The 17,018-nt window shown below is 50.9% G+C and carries 16 protein-coding genes and 1 other annotated feature; of the genes, 14 read left to right on the top strand and 2 right to left on the bottom strand.

From position 1 onward, the window contains the following. Positions 1–30: 30 nt before the first annotated feature. From alaS to A6395_RS13780, 13 genes are all read left to right on the top strand, one after another. The gene (gene alaS / locus A6395_RS13720; protein ID WP_071399487.1) at positions 31–2,673 is read left to right on the top strand and encodes an alanine--tRNA ligase; all 2,643 of its coding nucleotides are present in this window, start codon (positions 31–33) and stop codon (positions 2,671–2,673) included. Between the two features lie 37 nt (positions 2,674–2,710). Then, a complete protein-coding gene (locus A6395_RS13725; RefSeq protein ID WP_035386073.1) occupies positions 2,711–2,977 on the top strand; it encodes an IreB family regulatory phosphoprotein in 267 nt (88 codons plus the stop codon). Position 2,978: 1 nt separating this feature from the next. Beyond that, positions 2,979–3,401, top strand: coding sequence for a Holliday junction resolvase RuvX (gene ruvX / locus A6395_RS13730; protein ID WP_071399476.1), 423 nt, complete (start codon positions 2,979–2,981; stop codon positions 3,399–3,401). A 13-nt stretch (positions 3,402–3,414) separates the two neighbouring features. After that, positions 3,415–3,711: a DUF1292 domain-containing protein gene (locus A6395_RS13735; protein WP_024369916.1), complete on the top strand. Its 297-nt coding sequence runs from the start codon at positions 3,415–3,417 to the stop codon at positions 3,709–3,711. A 69-nt stretch (positions 3,712–3,780) separates the two neighbouring features. Then, the gene (gene mltG, locus A6395_RS13740; protein ID WP_084813090.1) at positions 3,781–4,920 is read left to right on the top strand and encodes an endolytic transglycosylase MltG; all 1,140 of its coding nucleotides are present in this window, start codon (positions 3,781–3,783) and stop codon (positions 4,918–4,920) included. Positions 4,921–4,986: 66 nt separating this feature from the next. Then, positions 4,987–5,628, top strand: coding sequence for an O-methyltransferase (locus A6395_RS13745; RefSeq protein WP_071399477.1), 642 nt, complete (start codon positions 4,987–4,989; stop codon positions 5,626–5,628). 16 nt (positions 5,629–5,644) lie between these two features. Further along, on the top strand, positions 5,645–6,283 hold the full coding sequence (gene udk / locus A6395_RS13750; RefSeq protein ID WP_071399478.1) for a uridine kinase: 639 nt from the start codon (positions 5,645–5,647) through the stop codon (positions 6,281–6,283). Positions 6,284–6,346: 63 nt separating this feature from the next. Further along, positions 6,347–6,820 carry a transcription elongation factor GreA gene (gene greA / locus A6395_RS13755; protein WP_070327646.1) on the top strand — a complete coding sequence of 158 codons (474 nt, stop codon included), beginning with the start codon at positions 6,347–6,349 and terminating at the stop codon, positions 6,818–6,820. A gap of 56 nt (positions 6,821–6,876) precedes the next feature. Next, complete coding sequence (gene mtnN, locus A6395_RS13760) at positions 6,877–7,581, top strand: 5'-methylthioadenosine/S-adenosylhomocysteine nucleosidase (protein ID WP_071399479.1); 705 nt, start codon at positions 6,877–6,879, stop codon at positions 7,579–7,581. 76 nt (positions 7,582–7,657) lie between these two features. Then, entirely contained in the window at positions 7,658–8,617 is a 960-nt protein-coding gene (locus A6395_RS13765; protein ID WP_071399480.1) for a beta-ketoacyl-ACP synthase III, read from the top strand. Then, entirely contained in the window at positions 8,614–9,846 is a 1,233-nt protein-coding gene (gene fabF / locus A6395_RS13770; RefSeq protein WP_071399481.1) for a beta-ketoacyl-ACP synthase II, read from the top strand. The genes A6395_RS13765 and fabF overlap by 4 nt, the downstream gene beginning before the upstream one ends. Before the next feature lie 66 nt (positions 9,847–9,912). After that, positions 9,913–11,445, top strand: coding sequence for a peptide ABC transporter substrate-binding protein (locus A6395_RS13775; RefSeq protein ID WP_071399482.1), 1,533 nt, complete (start codon positions 9,913–9,915; stop codon positions 11,443–11,445). A 202-nt stretch (positions 11,446–11,647) separates the two neighbouring features. Next, positions 11,648–13,312 carry a peptide ABC transporter substrate-binding protein gene (locus A6395_RS13780; RefSeq protein WP_071399483.1) on the top strand — a complete coding sequence of 555 codons (1,665 nt, stop codon included), beginning with the start codon at positions 11,648–11,650 and terminating at the stop codon, positions 13,310–13,312. A gap of 98 nt (positions 13,313–13,410) precedes the next feature. Here the strand turns inward: A6395_RS13780 and trpS are convergent, their stop codons facing one another. After that, positions 13,411–14,412 (bottom strand): tryptophan--tRNA ligase, encoded by a 1,002-nt coding sequence (gene trpS, locus A6395_RS13785; RefSeq protein WP_071399484.1) that lies wholly within the window; start codon positions 14,410–14,412, stop codon positions 13,411–13,413. Positions 14,413–14,459: 47 nt separating this feature from the next. Beyond that, positions 14,460–14,667 (bottom strand) — a binding site (T-box leader). A gap of 45 nt (positions 14,668–14,712) precedes the next feature. After that, positions 14,713–15,090, bottom strand: a complete 378-nt coding sequence (locus A6395_RS13790) for a DUF3899 domain-containing protein (RefSeq protein WP_071399485.1) — start codon at positions 15,088–15,090, stop codon at positions 14,713–14,715. Positions 15,091–15,362: 272 nt separating this feature from the next. Here A6395_RS13790 and A6395_RS13795 point away from each other — a divergent pair, with 272 nt between their 5' ends. Then, a complete protein-coding gene (locus tag A6395_RS13795) occupies positions 15,363–16,979 on the top strand; it encodes a peptide ABC transporter substrate-binding protein (RefSeq protein WP_071399486.1) in 1,617 nt (538 codons plus the stop codon). Positions 16,980–17,018: the final 39 nt, after the last annotated feature.

Genomic DNA, 17,018 nt, shown 5'->3' on the forward strand with positions numbered 1-17,018 from the left:
CGTTTCGTTCAGAATAAGGAGGAATTGTTGATGAAACCGCTCAAACCATTAACTGGCGCCGAGATTCGCCAAATGTATTTAGATTTCTTTAAGTCAAAAGGACACGCGGTCGAGCCGAGTGCCTCACTCGTACCGGTCGAGGACCCGACACTTCTTTGGATCAACTCAGGCGTCGCGACGCTTAAAAAATATTTTGACGGTCGCGTCATTCCGGCAAACCCGCGTATCGTCAACGCCCAGAAGTCGATTCGGACGAACGATATCGAGAACGTCGGGAAGACGGCGCGTCACCATACGTTCTTCGAGATGCTCGGGAACTTCTCAGTCGGTGAATATTTCCGCGAAGACGCTATCAAATGGGGTTGGGAACTACTCACGAGCGACGACTGGTACGGGCTTGACCCGGACTTTTTGTCGGTAACGATTCACCCGGACGACGAGGAAGCGAAACAAATTTGGCTCGAGTTAGGTGTTCCTGCTGACCGGATCATCCCGCTCAAAGAAAACTTCTGGGAGATTGGCGAAGGCCCGTCTGGCCCGAATACGGAGATCTTCTTCGATCGTGGCCCGGCGTTCGGTGACGACCCGACTGACCCGGAACTTTATCCAGGCGGCGAAAACGAGCGATACCTTGAAATTTGGAACATCGTCTTCAGCCAGTTCAACCATGACGGTCACGGCAACTATACCGAGCTCCCGCGTAAAAACATTGATACAGGGATGGGACTCGAGCGAATGGCGAGTGTGCTTCAAGACGTGCCGACGAACTTCGACACCGACTTGTTCATGCCGATCATTCGCGAGACAGAAAAAATCAGCGGTGAGACGTATCGGGCTGACAACAGTAAAGACGTGGCGTTCAAAGTAATCGCCGACCACATCCGGACCGTATCGTTCGCGATCGGGGACGGGGCACTCCCGTCAAACGAAGGCCGCGGCTATGTGTTGCGCCGTCTGCTCCGTCGTGCCGTCCGTTACGCGAAGATGCTTGGAATCGAGCGTCCGTTCATGTTTGAACTCGTCGACGTCGTCGGTGACATCATGGTCGACTTCTATCCAGAAGTGAGTGAGAAAAAGGACTTCATCAAAAAAGTCATCAAGAACGAAGAGGAGCGTTTCCACGAGACGCTTCACGACGGCCTTGCAATCTTGAACGAAGTCGCGAAAGCACAAAAAGCAACTGGATCGAACGTGATCAGTGGAGAAGACGCGTTCCGTCTATACGATACGTACGGCTTCCCGCTCGAGTTGACGATCGAATACGCAGAAGACCACAAGTTGACGGTCGATGAGGATGGATTCAAGCAAGCGATGAACGCACAACGTGAACGGGCCCGTACGGCGCGTGCTGACGTCGAATCGATGCAAATTCAATCAGGTGTCCTCGCTGACATCACGCTCCCGTCATCATTCGTCGGGTACACGAACCTTGAGTCTGAAGCGAAAATCGTCAGCTTGATTCATAACGGCGAGCTTGCTGACGTCGTCGCGGCAGGAGAAGAGGCGCAAGTCATCCTTGACCACACCCCGTTCTACGCCGAAAGCGGCGGTCAAGTCGGCGACAAAGGCCGAATCGTCGGGACGGACTTCGTCTTGCGCGTCACGGGTGTATCGAAAGCACCGAACGGTCAAAACTTGCATACGGTCGTCGTCGATTCAGGGATTGCCAAGGCTGAGGTCGCGGTGACGGCTACGGTCGATTTCGATTCGCGCCAAGCGATCATCAAGAACCATACGGCGACGCACTTGTTGCACCGCGCTTTGAAAGATACGCTCGGTGAGCACGTCAATCAAGCCGGATCTCTCGTGACACCGGACCGTCTCCGCTTCGACTTCTCGCACTTCGGTCAAGTGACAGCGGAAGAAATCCAGTCGATCGAACGTCAAGTGAACGAGAAGATTTGGGCATCGATCGGTGTCGATATCGAAGAGATGAACATCGCCGACGCGAAAGCGAAGGGAGCGATGGCATTATTCGGAGAGAAGTACGGGGACGTCGTCCGCGTCGTCGCGGCCGGTGATTACTCGGTCGAGCTATGCGGAGGTTGCCACGTCGCCAACACGGCTGAAATTGGGTTGTTCAAAATTTTGTCTGAGTCAGGCATCGGGGCCGGGACTCGCCGGATCGAGGCGGTCACAGGCGCTGGCGCGTATGAAGTCATGAACCAACACATCGAGACGCTTGAAGCGGCTGCGAAACTGTTGAAGACGAAACCGTTCGAAGTGCCTACTCGCGTCCAAGCGCTTCAAGTTGAAATGAAAGAGACGGAACGTGCGGCTGAGTCGTTGAAAGCCAAACTTGCGAACATCGAGGCGTCAACGCTCACGGATTCGATCGAGACGTACGGCGACGTCCAATTGATTGCCAAACGTGTCGACGGACAGGATATGGATGCGCTCCGGGGCATGGTCGACAAGTTGAAAGGAAAACTTGGATCAGCCGTCATCATTCTCGGATCAGCGAACGGCGACAAGGTCAACCTCGTCGCAGGTATGACGAAAGACTTGAACGACCGTGGTTTCCACGCCGGGAAATTGATTAAAGAAGTCGCGACTCGTTGCGGCGGCGGCGGCGGCGGCCGTCCTGATATGGCTCAAGCCGGAGGTCGTGATGCGACAAAACTGGACGAAGCATTGAAGTTTGCTTCACATTACGTTCAATCACTGGCATAATAGAATGTGAAGTGCAAACGGAAAGAGGTGGATTCTTGTGAGCCAAATGGATCGCACGATGCAATTCAATTTTCCAGAAGATGATAATCGAGCCAATACTCGAGAGACACTGATCACTGTGTATCAAGCACTCGAGGAAAAAGGCTACCAACCGATCAATCAAATCGTCGGATACTTGTTGTCAGGTGACCCTGCCTACATTCCGCGTCATAACGATGCGCGAAACTTGATTCGCAAAATTGAGCGGGATGAACTGCTCGAAGAGTTGGTCAAATCGTATTTGAACGATCGGAAAGAGGACTAATATGAAGCGAGTTATGGGGCTTGATGTCGGTTCGAAGACGATTGGGGTCGCAGTGAGCGATCTCATGGGTTGGACGGCGCAAGGTGTGGAGACGGTCTATTGGACGGAACCCGACTTTGAACAGGCTGTTCGTTTGCTTCAACCGATTATCGAGCAGTACGATGTGAAAGAAATCGTCGTTGGTCTTCCGAAGAACATGAACGCAACGATCGGTCCTCGGGGTGAGGCGTCACAGGCGTTTGCCGCCGCCCTCACCGAGGCGACCGGTTTGCCGACGGTTCTCGTCGACGAACGTTTAACGACGATGCAAGCGGAGCGGATGCTCATTTCAGCAGACGTCAGCCGTAAAAAGAGAAAGGCCGTCATCGATAAGATGGCAGCCGTCATGATTTTACAAAATTACCTGGATCGTTCAGGGAAATAAGGAGGAACTACGCATGGCAGAAATCCGTCGTGAAGAAGAAATGTACCGTATTCCAGATGAAAATGGAGACGAGCATTTATTTGCAGAAATTTTCCGTATGACGAGCGACCGTTCGAAAAAGACGTTTGTCGTCCTCGAACCAGTCGGTAACCCGGAAACAGAAGATGAAGATACAATCGAAGTTTACGCGTTTGAAATCGAAGAACTTGAAGATGGTGAGTTCATCTTGAAACTCGTCGAAGATGATGATGACTTTGAAGAAGTGATGGAAGCGTTCGACATCGTCAACGACGAAGTCGGATTAGACTAATAAATGGACGGGCGGCTAGGGTAAACCCTCGTCGCCCATCTTCATACAGAAGAACAGGGGAGAACACGCATGAATCATCCATCGATGTCTGATGAGAAGCGTGCGCGTAGCCGGATCGTTCGACGCATCACGGTTATTATCCTTGCTGTCTTTCTTCTTGTCATCGCCACGGGCGCCGCTGTCTCGTATGCATTCGTAAAGCGGTCACTTGAGCCGGTCGATCCCGCTTCGTCCGAAACGGTCGAAGTTGAGATTCCGCTCGGTGCAGGCTCAGGTTATATTGGCGAACTACTCGAAGAGAATGGACTTGTGAGGAATAGCACGGTTTTCCGTTTATACACACGGTTTAAAAATGAGTCATCGTTCCAAGCGGGGACGTATACGATGTCACCGTCACAGTCACTTGACGAGTTGATCGCCACGCTGAAGACGGGGAAAGTGATTGTCGTACCTGACATCAAACTCGTCATTCCAGAAGGATTCACGATCGATCAAGTCATCGCGCGGCTCGCCAACGTGGCTGAAATTCCGAAAGAAGAGATTTCGGCACAGCTGAGCGATCAGGAATATATCCGTTCACTCGTTGCCGAACACGATATGTTGACCGAAGAAGTGTTAGCAGACGGGATTTACCATCCGCTCGAAGGCTACTTGTTCCCGGCCACGTATGAGTTCGACAAAGGTGTCACGCTCACACAAATCATCGATGAGATGCTGAAGCCGACCGAACAGCTATATCTCGAGTATGCTGATACTGTCGAGGCGTCGGGACGTACGTTCCACGAGACGCTCGCTCTCGCTTCCGTTGTCGAAAAAGAAGCGGTATCGACAGAAGACCGTCAAGAGATTGCCGGCGTGTTTGAGAACCGGCTTGCGGACGGGATGAAGTTGCAGTCCGACCCGACCGTTTGGTACGGAACGGGCGAGACGTCAATTTTCACGTCGTTCAATGATTTGCAAAACGATTCACTGTATAACACATATCGTTACCCAGGGATCCCGATTGGTCCGATTGCCTCGGTCAGTCGTGACGCGTTCGTAGCGACGCTCAACCCGAACGATACAGACAACGTTTATTTCTACGCACGGCCGCCTCGCGAAGGTTTCCCTAGCGGAGAAGTTCTGTTTGAAGTGACATATGAGGCACATCAACAGAACGTCAACAAATATCGCCCCGAATGGGAAGCGTTCGAAGAAGCGAACAACTGATAGATATACGACCGGAGGCCTTGGCTTCCGGTCGTTTGAATGAATAGAGAGTAAGAGGTGTAAGACGTGGAACATTCATCCTATGAAGGATACGTGGAGGGCTTGATTTTAAACCGGTCACCGCTCTTAGCGGAGATGGAAGAGTTTGCGCGCGTTCATCACGTGCCGATTATGGACTTGACCGGCTCAGAGGTGTTATTATCGTTACTCGCGATGCAACGGCCGCAGCGTATACTTGAAGTCGGGACGGCGATCGGATACAGTGCGATCCGCATGGCTGAGCTGTTGCCTGAGGCCGAAATCGTCACGATCGAACGCAATGCACGTCGTTACGAGGAAGCGCTCGGCTTTATCGGACGGTCGGACGTCTCGGACCGGATCACCATCATTCACGGCGATGCGGTCGAACTGATTGGGTCGATCGAAGGACCGTTTGATGCGGTTTTCATCGATGCAGCCAAAGGCCAATATCAAAAATTCTTTGATGGGTATGGCGCTTTAGTACCAATTGGTGGTACTATTTACAGCGATAATTTGTTTTTGAGAGGAGACGTCCTGCTCGAAGACGTGTCAGTTCTTGACCGTCGGAGACGCCGGCTCGTCCGTCTCGTAAAACAGTTTACTGAGCAATTGATGGCACGGACCGATTATCACACCGCGATTTTGCCTCTCGGTGATGGCCTAGCAATCAGTCGTAAATTACGATGAGGAGGATTTAACTTTGATGCAACATAAACCCGTCATTATCGGCGTGGCCGGTGGGACTGGATCTGGAAAGACGACCGTCGCCCGTGCACTCGTGGATGCGTTCAAAGGACAATCGGTCGTCATGATCGAGCAAGATGCCTACTATAAAGACCAGTCAGAAATGACGATGGAAGAGCGATATAAGACGAACTATGACCACCCGTTCGCATTCGACAACGATTTGTTGATCGAACAGATCAAGCAGTTGCAAAATCATCAAGCGATCGAGAAGCCGGTTTACGATTATGCGGCCCATACACGTTCGAACGAGACGATTTTGATCCAACCGGTCGACGTCGTCATCGTCGAAGGGATTTTAGCACTCGAGGACGACCGTCTTCGTGAGTTGATGGATATTAAAGTGTTCGTCGACACAGACGCCGATGTTCGGATTTTACGCCGGATGCAACGCGATCTTAACGAGCGGGGACGCTCGATTGATTCGGTCGTCGCGCAATATACGAACGTCGTCCGTCCGATGCACTTGCAATTTTGCGAACCGACGAAGCGCTACGCGGACATCATCGTCCCTGAAGGCGGCGAGAATTTTGTCGCCATCGATCTTCTCGTGACAAAGATCCGCTGGGTGCTTACGGAACGCAATCGGGCCTACTAAAATAAATCGTTTTCAATTTTGATGTGCTGTAATATACTAGGAGACAATGAAGGAGTGACAGACATGGCTGAAAAGCAACATTACATGACGTTAGAAGGACAAGACAAGATTGAACATGAATTGAATGAACTGAAGACAGTGCGCCGTAAAGAAGTCGTTGAAAGTATTAAGATTGCCCGTGACTTCGGAGACTTGTCTGAGAACGCTGAGTACGATGCAGCGAAAGAAGAGCAGGCTATGGTCGAAGGACGCATCGCACAACTTGAAGAGATGCTTCGTAACGCTGTCATCATCAAAGACGACGGTGCGGACAACTCAATGGTCGCAATCGGGAAAACGGTGACGTTTTTCATTCAAGCAGACAATGAAGACGAAACATATACAATCGTCGGCAGTGCCGAGGCTGACCCGTTCACAGGGAAAATCTCGAACGAATCGCCGATCGCGAAAGCGCTTCTCGGTCGTACTGTCGGAGACGTCGTGAACGTGCAAACACCTGGCGGCGACATGGTCGTCGAAATTAAAGAAATCAAATAATGACTAAAAGAGCGGCATCCAATTGGAGGTCGCTCTCTTTCTGAGGAGGCTATCACATGAAAATCGGAATCATCGGGGCGATGGAAGAAGAAGTGAACTTGCTTCGTAACGAATTGACAGAACGGACGGATACAGAGATTGCGAACTACCACTTCTATGAAGGATATCTTGGCAGCGTCCAGGTCGTCATCTTAAAGTCAGGGATCGGAAAAGTGAACGCGGCCATCGGGACGACGCTCTTGCTCGACAAGTTCAAACCAGACGTCGTCATCAACACCGGTTCTGCCGGGGGCTTCAAGAAAGGGATGAAAGTCGGAGACGTCGTCGTCTCGACGGAAGTCCGCCACCATGATGTCGACGTGACAGCGTTCGGCTATGAGTACGGCCAAGTTCCGGGCATGCCTGCTGCGTATAAAGCGGACGCGCACTTGGTGGACGTCTGTAAGGAAGTCATTGAGAGCTTGCACGATGTGAACGTCCATACCGGGCTGATCGTCACAGGGGACTCGTTCATCAACGATTCGAAACGGGTCGCGGAAATTTTAGGACACTTTGATGGTGTCGCAGCCGTTGAAATGGAAGCGGCCCCGATCGCCCAGACGTGCCACCAGTTCGGAGTGCCGTTCGTCGTCACACGTTCAATCTCAGACAGCGCCGACGAAGAGGCGAATTTGTCGTTCGATGAATTTTTAGAGACGGCATCGATCAACTCGGCGAAAATGGTCATGGCGGTCACGAAACGACTCGGACAAAGTGAATAATTCGAGAGGGATGCGTTGACATCCCTTTTTTATTCCCTTATATTAGTACCAGATACTAAGGATAGGGGTTATAGCTATGAACATTGGAATCATCGGCATCGGTTCATTCCTTCCGGATAACCGGGTCACGAACGTCGATTTGGAAAAACGTATGGATACGAGCGACGAATGGATTCGGACCCGAACCGGGATCGAGGCGCGTCATTTGGCCGATGCGGACATGTCGGTAGCGGACATGGCGACTCGGGCCGCTGAACGGGCGCTTGCGAGCGCGGGTGTTTCGATCGAGGACATCGACGCGATCGTCTGCGCGACGGCGACGGCACCATCATTCCCAGCGACGGCTTGTCTCGTCCAAGCGAACTTAGGCGCGAAACGCGCCGTCGCATTTGACGTCAGCGCCGCCTGCAGCGGCTTCATCTTCGCGATGGATACGGCGAAGAGCTTGATGCAGTCGAAAGGTTTTAAACGTACACTCGTCATCGGGGCCGAAAAGATGGGCAATTTGATTGATTGGGACGACCGCTCGACCGCCGTCTTGTTCGGTGATGGCGCAGGTGCTGTCGTATTAGGGGAAGATGACGTCGCGTCAATCGATTCGATCGTTCTTGGGAGCGATGGTACGGGTGGGAAGTTCTTATATGAGAATGCAGATGGTAAAATCGTCATGAACGGGCGCGAAGTGTTCAAGTTCGCGGTCCGAAAAATGCCGGACATCGTGTTAGAGGCGCTTCATCAAGCCGGTAAAGACATTGCCGACATGGACGTCTTAGTCCCGCATCAAGCGAACCGCCGCATCATTGACGCGGCGATTGAGCGGTTAGGGCTCGCTGAAGACAAAGTAGTCGTCACGATTCAAGACCATGCGAACACATCGGCCGCCTCGATTCCGCTCGCGCTTGCTGAAGCGGTTAAAATCGGGAAGGTCACGGCCGGACAAACGGTCGTCATTGCCGGCTTTGGTGCCGGGCTCACTTGGGGAGCGAGCTGTCTCACATGGAATAACGCTAAAATCACGGAGGAGATTTGTTCATGAAACGAGTAGTCATTACAGGGTTAGGTGTCGTATCACCGTTAGGCAATGATGTCACAGAAATGTGGGGTCGGCTATTGAACGGGGACAATGCGGTCGATACGTTGACGAAGATTGATATTAGCCAGTACCCGGCAAAAGTCGGCGCTGAAGTCAAAGAATGGAATATCGAGCATTTGGTTGAGCCAAAAGAAGCTCGGAAGATGGACTCGTTCATCCAATACTCAATTTTAGCAGCGGACGCCGCACATCGGGATAGCGGTCTAGATGTGACTGCGATGGCGGACAAAGTCGGGACGTGGATCGGGAGCGGAATCGGCGGCGTCGAGACGATCGATAAACAAGCGAGCATCTTGCATGAACGCGGACCGCGCCGAATCAGCCCGTTCTTCATTCCGATGATGATCCCGAACATGGCGAGCGGCCAAGTCTCGATCTACCTCGGGGCGAAAGGACCGAGCAACTGCTCGGTGACGGCTTGTGCGTCGGGCACGAACTCGATCGGCGAAGCGTTCCGCGTCATTCAACGCGGCGATGCGCTCGCGATGTTCGCAGGCGGGGCCGAAGCACCAATCACACCGTTGTCGTTTTCAGGGTTCTGTGCCAATAAGGCGCTATCGACGAACCCAGATCCGGCGACGGCATGCCGTCCGTTCGATGCAAATCGTGACGGGTTCATCATGGGTGAAGGGGCGGGAGTCCTCGTTCTCGAAGAATATGAGCACGCGAAAGCACGCGGTGCCAAAATGTATGCCGAAGTCGTCGGATACGGGATGAGTTCGGACGCCTACCATATCACGGCACCGTCACCTGAAGCGGAAGGCGGGTCGAAAGCGATGAGTGAAGCGATGCGTGACGCCGGAATCGCACCGGAAGACGTCCAGTACATTAACGCCCACGGGACGAGCACACCACTTAACGATATGCTCGAAACGAAAGCGATCCGCAACGTGTTCGGGGAACATGCTGATCAGCTCGCCGTCAACTCGTCGAAATCGATGATCGGGCACTTGCTTGGTGCTGCGGGCGGCGTCGAAGCGGTCATCACGGCGTTGTCGATTCATGAGGGACAGATTCATCCGACGATCAACTGTGACGAACCGGCAGAAAACTGTGACCTTGATTATGTTCGAGAAGGAAAGCGGGAACTTGATATTCAGTACGCACTGAGCAATTCACTCGGCTTCGGGGGACATAATGCGACACTTGCATTCGCGAAAGTGACAGACTGATTGTAGAAAAACAGGTCAAAAACGGGTAGGGTATAAGGGTTGGTCTAACAGAAGGGAGAATGCCGAATGAAACGATTTATCATCGGTGCCGCCTTGTTGGGTTCAGTCCTTATACTTTTTTTAATCATTTGGAACGGACAACGCGAGCAGGCACGTGAACTAGTACCGCAAGAAGAACAAGTCGTGACGATCCACGGAGAGACGTTACCGGAGCAGCCGAACACGTTACTCGCCATCGACCCGAGTTCCCAGACGATATTGTCTCATGTCTATGAGGGATTGTATCGCTTCGGGGCGGACGGTGAAATTGAACCGGGTCTCGTCGAGAACTTGACCCGATCAGAGGACGGTGCGACGTACACGTTCTCGCTAAAACCGAGTCAGACGGTGGGCGGCAAGGCGGTAACCGCCGAGACGTTCGTCGACCATTTCAGAAAACTCGCGGACGACGATACGAACTCACCGTTTAGTTTCTTACTTGAAGATGTTAAAAATGGAAAAGCGATCAGTCTCGGAACAGCCGAGCCGGAGACGCTCGGTATCAAAGCGGTCGATGCGCAGACACTCGAATTGACGCTCGAACGACCGATGGAAGGGTTCGAGGAGATTTTGGCAATGCCGGCGTTTCTTCCACAAACAGCCATCGGGGCTTGGCAAGAACTCGATGCGAACGGACCGTTTCAAATTGAATCAATCGATGCGGCCCAAGTGACGCTGACGAAAAACGAATCTTACCACGACGCAAGCAATGTCACGCTCGAGCGGATCATCATGTGGGCGGACGAAGCGCTCGGGACGGAAGCGACAGGCATTCACCCGCTTCCTTATGGGACGGAAGAAAGCGTGATCGATTCACTTGAAAGTGAAATCGTCGACGTACCTCGGAGCGGTGTCTTCTATTTGAAATCGAACGTCGATGAATATCCGTTCAATGATCCTGACTTCCGCCGGGCGCTCGCGATTGCGCTCGATCGAGAGGCGTTCACCGATGCACTCGCCCGCGCCGAACAAACGACGGACCGGTTGCTCGTCACAGACGGCAGTGCGCAAGACGTCTCGTTTGAAGAAGATGCGTCTTCGTTGTTCGAGTCGGTCAAAGAACGCTACGAAGAAGAAACGATTGACATCGAATTACTCAGCTTTGTCGATGAAGAAGCGAGACAAATTGCAGAGACGATTGAAACCGAACTCGAAAAACTTCCGGGGCTGTCTGTTTCCATCACGGAACTGCCTCTCGGTGACAAAGTTAGGAAAGAAGTTGCAGGTGATTATGCGTTGTCGCTGTCTGGTTGGCAACCGGATTATCCGGCGCTCAGTGCTTATTTGACTCAATTCGAAACAGGAAATTATTTGAATTCGAGTGGTTATAAAGACCAGACGTTCGATCGGTTGATGGAGGAGGCACGCTCGACTGAGGTACTCGAGGCGCGGAACGAAGCGTATCGTCAAGCAGAAAAACGCTTGTTGGAAGAGGCGGTCGTTATTCCAATCTACCAAGCTGGAAGAGCTTACGCGGTTGATTCAACCTATGCAGAAATTGGATTTCCGGTCATCGGTCCTTCGTACGTCCTAACTTTTTCAAAAGTTTATAAAAAATGAGCTAAAAGCCCGTCTCTCTAGGCGGGCTTTTAGCCTATGATAAAAATTTTTTAGAAAAATCAAAATAAATACTTTGCAAAATTATCAGAATATTGTATTATTGCATCAACGGGATTGTGGTAGCAAATTTTGTAAAGTTAACTTTCAGAATTTTCTACCATCGTTCATTTCGTTAAACCGAAAAAATCAGGGGGTCATCGTAATGAATAAGAAAAAAGGTTTTGCGTTAGCAACGTCGGTAACGCTTCTATCTAGTGCGTTCCTAGCAGCTTGCTCGGGTGGGGAAGAAGAAACAACGACAACAAACGGAGATGGAGGTTCAGAAGGCAGTGCAGATGAAGCGCAAGTCCTCAACTTGCTCGACAGTGCAGACATTCCTTCACTTAACCCAACTCTCGCGACTGACGCGGTATCGTTCAACGTCTTGAACAACGTTAACGAAGGTCTCTACCGTATGGACGAAGAAGACAACCCGACACCAGGGATGGCTGAGTCACACGAAGTATCTGAAGACGGTAAAACGTACACGTTCAAAATCCGTGAAGGCGCAACCTGGTCTAACGGTGAGCCTGTAACGGCAAACGACTTCGAATACGCTTGGAAAGAAGTTCTTAATCCGGACAACGGATCACAATATGCTTATGTATTTTCAATCATCGAAGGCGCTGAAGCTTACAACACTGGCGAAGGCGAGCGTGACGCGGTCGGCGTTACAGCAACTGACGATCAGACACTTGAAGTTAAATTGACAGCACCAGCTGAATACTTCCTTGGTCTCACAAGCTTCGGCGTATTTATGCCTAAACTTGAAGCGTTCGACGCGGAACAAGGCGAGAACTTCGGTACGTCTGCAGAGACGACGCTCTACAACGGACCGTTCAAACTCGAAAGCTGGGAGCGCGAGCAAGGCTGGAAAATGGTCAAAAACGACGACTATTGGGATGCTGAGGCTGTCAAACTCGACGAAATCGACGTTAAAGTCGTTAAAGAAGTTTCAACAGGCGTCAACTTGTACGAAAACGGCGACGTTGACCGCACTGGTTTAACTTCTGAACTCGTTGCTCAATACCAAGACAGCGAAGAATTCTCGACTGTCGTTGAACCGACACTCTTCTACCTTCAGTTCAACACTGAAGTTGAAGCGTTCGATAACCAAAACATTCGTAACGCGATCGACAAAGCGTACGATAAAGCAGCAATCTCTGAAACGCTTCTCGCGAACGGTTCAGTACCTGCGAACTACCTCGTGCCGAAAGACTTCGTAACAGGCCCAGACGGTGCAGACTTCCGTGACGCTAACGGCGACATCGGTGGTTACAACGTTGAAGAAGCACAAAAACTTTGGGAAGCAGGACTTGAAGAGCTCGGGACAGATTCTGTCGAAATCGAACTCCTCAACTACGACTCAGAGTCTGCGAAGCAAATCGGTGAGTTCATCAAAGGTGAACTTGAGAAGAACCTTCCAGGCATGACGCTTACAATCAAGCAACAACCGTTCAACAACAAACTCGACCTCGAGAACAAAGGTGACTTTGAGCTTACATTCGCAGGCTGGGGACCTGACTACCAGGATCCAATGACGTTTGTTGACCTCTTCGTAACTGACGGACCATACAACCGTGGTAAGTGGTCGAACGAAGAATTCGATGCACTCATCGAATCTGCGAAAGCGAACACAGATGCTGAAGCACGTTGGAAAGAGCTTCAAGATGCAGAGAAAATCGTTCTTGAAGAGAACGCGATCTCGCCAGTTTACCAACGCGGATCAGCTCGTCTCACGAAGCCGTACGTTAAAGGAATCGTTGAACACGGATTCGGCGCTGACTACTCGTACAAGTGGGCATTCATCGAAGGCAAAGAGCAATAAGCAACATTCACCAGAAAGAGACAGGGACGCCTGTTTCTTTCTTTTTTTGTGTTCTTCCATAAAGAAGCCGCCCAACGCATGTGTTGGGCGGCTCTGGCTTATTTTTTCACTTTGGCACGTTTCCGGCTCAAGCCCATCGCTTTCTCGATCTTGGCGAGGTTTTTGTTCGCGACCGCTTCGGCTTTCTCACGTCCCGAGTCAAGGATCGCATCAAGCTCTGACGAGTCGACGAGTTCGTGATAGCGCGCTTGAATCGGTTCGAGCATAGCGACGACCGCTTCGGCGACGTCTTGCTTGAACGTTCCGTAGTTCGAGTCTGCGTATTGGGTCACGAGATCTGCTATCGAAGTACCCGTCGATAACGAGTAAATCTCGAGCAAGTTCGAGATGCCCGGCTTATTCTCCCGGTCGAAGCTGATGACGCCGCTAGAGTCCGTGACGGCGCTCTTGATTTTTTTATGGATGACGCTCGGTTCGTCGAGCATCGAGATGAAGCCTTTAATGTTCGCGTCCGACTTCGACATCTTCTTCTCGGGATTCGTCAAACTCATGATCCGAGCCCCTTCTTTTTGAATGAGCGGCTCAGGAATCTTGAACGTCTCATAATAGCGTTTGTTGAACCGTTCGGCCAAATCGCGCGTCAGTTCGATATGTTGTTTTTGATCGTCACCGACCGGCACGAGCTCTGTCCCATAAAGTAGAATGTCCGCCGCCATGAGTGTCGGATAGATGAACAGCCCGGCCCCGACGTTATCGCTGCCTTGCGATTTATCTTTGTACTGCGTCATCCGACCGAGTTCGCCCATCCCGGCGATACACGTCAACATCCATCCGAGCTGTGCGTGCGCTTTTACTTCTGACTGGACGAAGATCGTTGCCTTCTCAGGGTCAAGTCCGCAGGCGAGATAGAGTGCCGCCAGCTTGCGGGTGTTATCCATCAGCTCGACGCGGTCGAGTTGGACCGTGATCGAGTGAAGATCGACGATACAATAGTACGCGTCATGTTCTTCTTGAAGATCGACGAATTGTTTCATCGCCCCTAAGTAGTTACCGAGCGTCACGACGCCGGTCGGTTTAATACCTGAAAATATCGTTGCCATGCCTACACCTCCATAAAATATAAAAAACCGCAGTTCTCCGCCCGAAAAATCGGGACGAATAACCGCGGTGCCACCCAAATTTGCATGAAATCATGCCACTTGATCGCGTTAACGGGCGTAACCGTCTCACCGTACTCAAGTTCAGGTGAGCCACTCTGAAGTCCATTCGCTTGAACGCTCTCCGTCTACTCGCAGCAACGTAGACTCTCTGGGGGAAAGGGAGTTCGAGGTACTTGTCTTCTTCCTTGTGTTTCCTATGTTCTGCATTTAGTTTAGCATATTGCTGGAAAAACAAAAAGGTCAAACGAGAGTGATGACGTAGGACAGGATCACACTGGCAATCCCGACATATACCCAACGCCAAGCCGATTGTTTACGGGCGGAACGTTCTTCTTTCATCTCGTCGTCGTCTTTTTCGTCTTCTTCATAATCGGAATCGATTTCCTTTAGTTTGGCGCGGCGATTTCGTTTAAACCCGTACATGATCCCGTCGAACAATCCTGAAGCGCTCATCTGTGAGAACATCCCGAACGCGAAGACGATCATGCCGGCGACGAACAAGCCGCCGCTCAAATGAAACGCGAACGATTCCGCACGGTAGTACGACACATACGACCAAACCGTATAGGCAATTGTGACAATTCCCCAAACGATTAATATACTTCTAAAATTTTTCAATGTGACAAACTCCTTTCAACGTGACGACGTCAATTTGTCACGTTTGCTTATGGTTCTATGATACGCGTAGTCCCGCTATTATGGCGAGAAGGAAGTTTTTCAAATGACAGCGGTTTATTCCGTAGTTGACAGTTTGATTAAAAATTTTTTACAATAGCCCTAACGTTCTTTCGTCGGATACTTTATGTAATATTCAGAAAATTAAAGAAAAAGAGTAAGATGTTAGTCCGACGGAATGCTAAGCTTCACGAGATTAGAAAGGGGACATCGCAATGAAGAAAAAATCGATTTTGCTAATGATGACACTCATCTTGGCACTCGGTACAGTGCTCGCCGCTTGTTCGACTGGCGGAGACTCTGACGGCGGTTCGTCTTCGAACGGAGAGAAAGTACTTCGTTTGACGGACACGTCTGACATTACTACAGCCGACCCGGCGCTCGCAACGGACGCAGTCGCGTTCAACTTGATCGCCAACACAATGGAAGGTCTTTACCGTCTTGACCAAGAAGGGCAAGCCGTTCCAGCCATCGCCGAAGGAGAGCCGGAATTGAACGAAGACGAAACTGTCTACACGTTCACGCTTCGTGACGCCGAATGGTCTAACGGTGAGCCGGTTACAGCGAATGACTTCGTTTACGCTTGGCAACGTGCCGTGGACCCAGAAACTGGTTCACAATATGCGTATATCATGAACACGGTAAAAAATGCCGAAGCAATCAACACGGGTGAGCTTCCTAAAGAAGAACTCGGTGTGAAAGCAATCGATGAGAAAACGCTAGAAGTTACACTCGAGCGTCCGGACCCATCGTTCGTCTCACTCACATCGTTCGGTACGTTCACACCGATCAATGAAGCGTTCGCAACTGAGCAAGGAGCGGACTTCGCAACAAACACAGAGAACCTTCTCTACAACGGTCCGTTCACATGGTCAGAGTGGGATCGTGAACAAGGTTATGTCTTGACGAAAAACGATACGTACTGGGATGCCGAAAACGTCGCCCTCAACAAAGTCGACGTTCGCGTCGTCAAAGATACGTCAACGGTCGTCAACTTGTATGAAGCAGGCGATGTTGATTACGCAGGCCTCGCGTCTGAGCAAGTCGCTGCTTTCCAAGAAGACGAAGACTACAACACAGGACTTCGTTCAACAGTCGGTTACTTCAAGTTCAACCATGAAGATGAAGTATTCGCTGATGTGAACGCACGTAAAGCAATCGCTCGTGCTGTTGACCCGGCCGGTATCATCGACCAACTGTTGAACAACGGTTCAATCGCAACGACTTCGTTCGTCCCGAAAGAATTCATCAAGTATGAAGACGGAACGGATTACACAGAAGGCGTCCAACACTTCGAGACGAATGCTGACGAAGCAGCAACACTTTGGGAAGAAGCAACTGGTGGCGAAGCGATCACAATCGAATTGCTTTCATTCGACAGTGAAGTTTCAAAACAAATCTCAGAGTACATGAAAGGCCAAATCGAGTCGAACTTGCCGAACGTAACGGTCAACATCTCGCAACAACCGTTCAACAACAAGCTCGAACGCGAAGCGAACGGGGACTACCAGATGTCATTCGCCCTTTGGGGACCTGACTATCAAGACCCGCTCACTAACCTTGGCATCTTCACGTCAGACAACGGTCAAAACGACATCAAGTACAAGTCAGCAGCATACGACAAGTTGATCGATGAAGCTTCGGCTGAAACAGAGATCGATGCTCGTTACGATAAATTCAAAGAAGCAGAAACGCTCTTGATTGAACAAGACCAAGCGATCATGCCAATCTACCAGGCCGGTGTCGCTTACTTGATCCGTCCGAACATCGAGAACTTCAACCGTCAACTTTTCGGTGCTGATTACCAGTACAAATACGTTGATATCAACTAAATAGGAGAGGGGACATGCGTAAGCATGTCCCCACTTTTC

Source organism: Exiguobacterium sp. SH31, from assembly GCF_001816105.1.
Classification (GTDB): domain Bacteria; phylum Bacillota; class Bacilli; order Exiguobacteriales; family Exiguobacteriaceae; genus Exiguobacterium; species Exiguobacterium aurantiacum_A.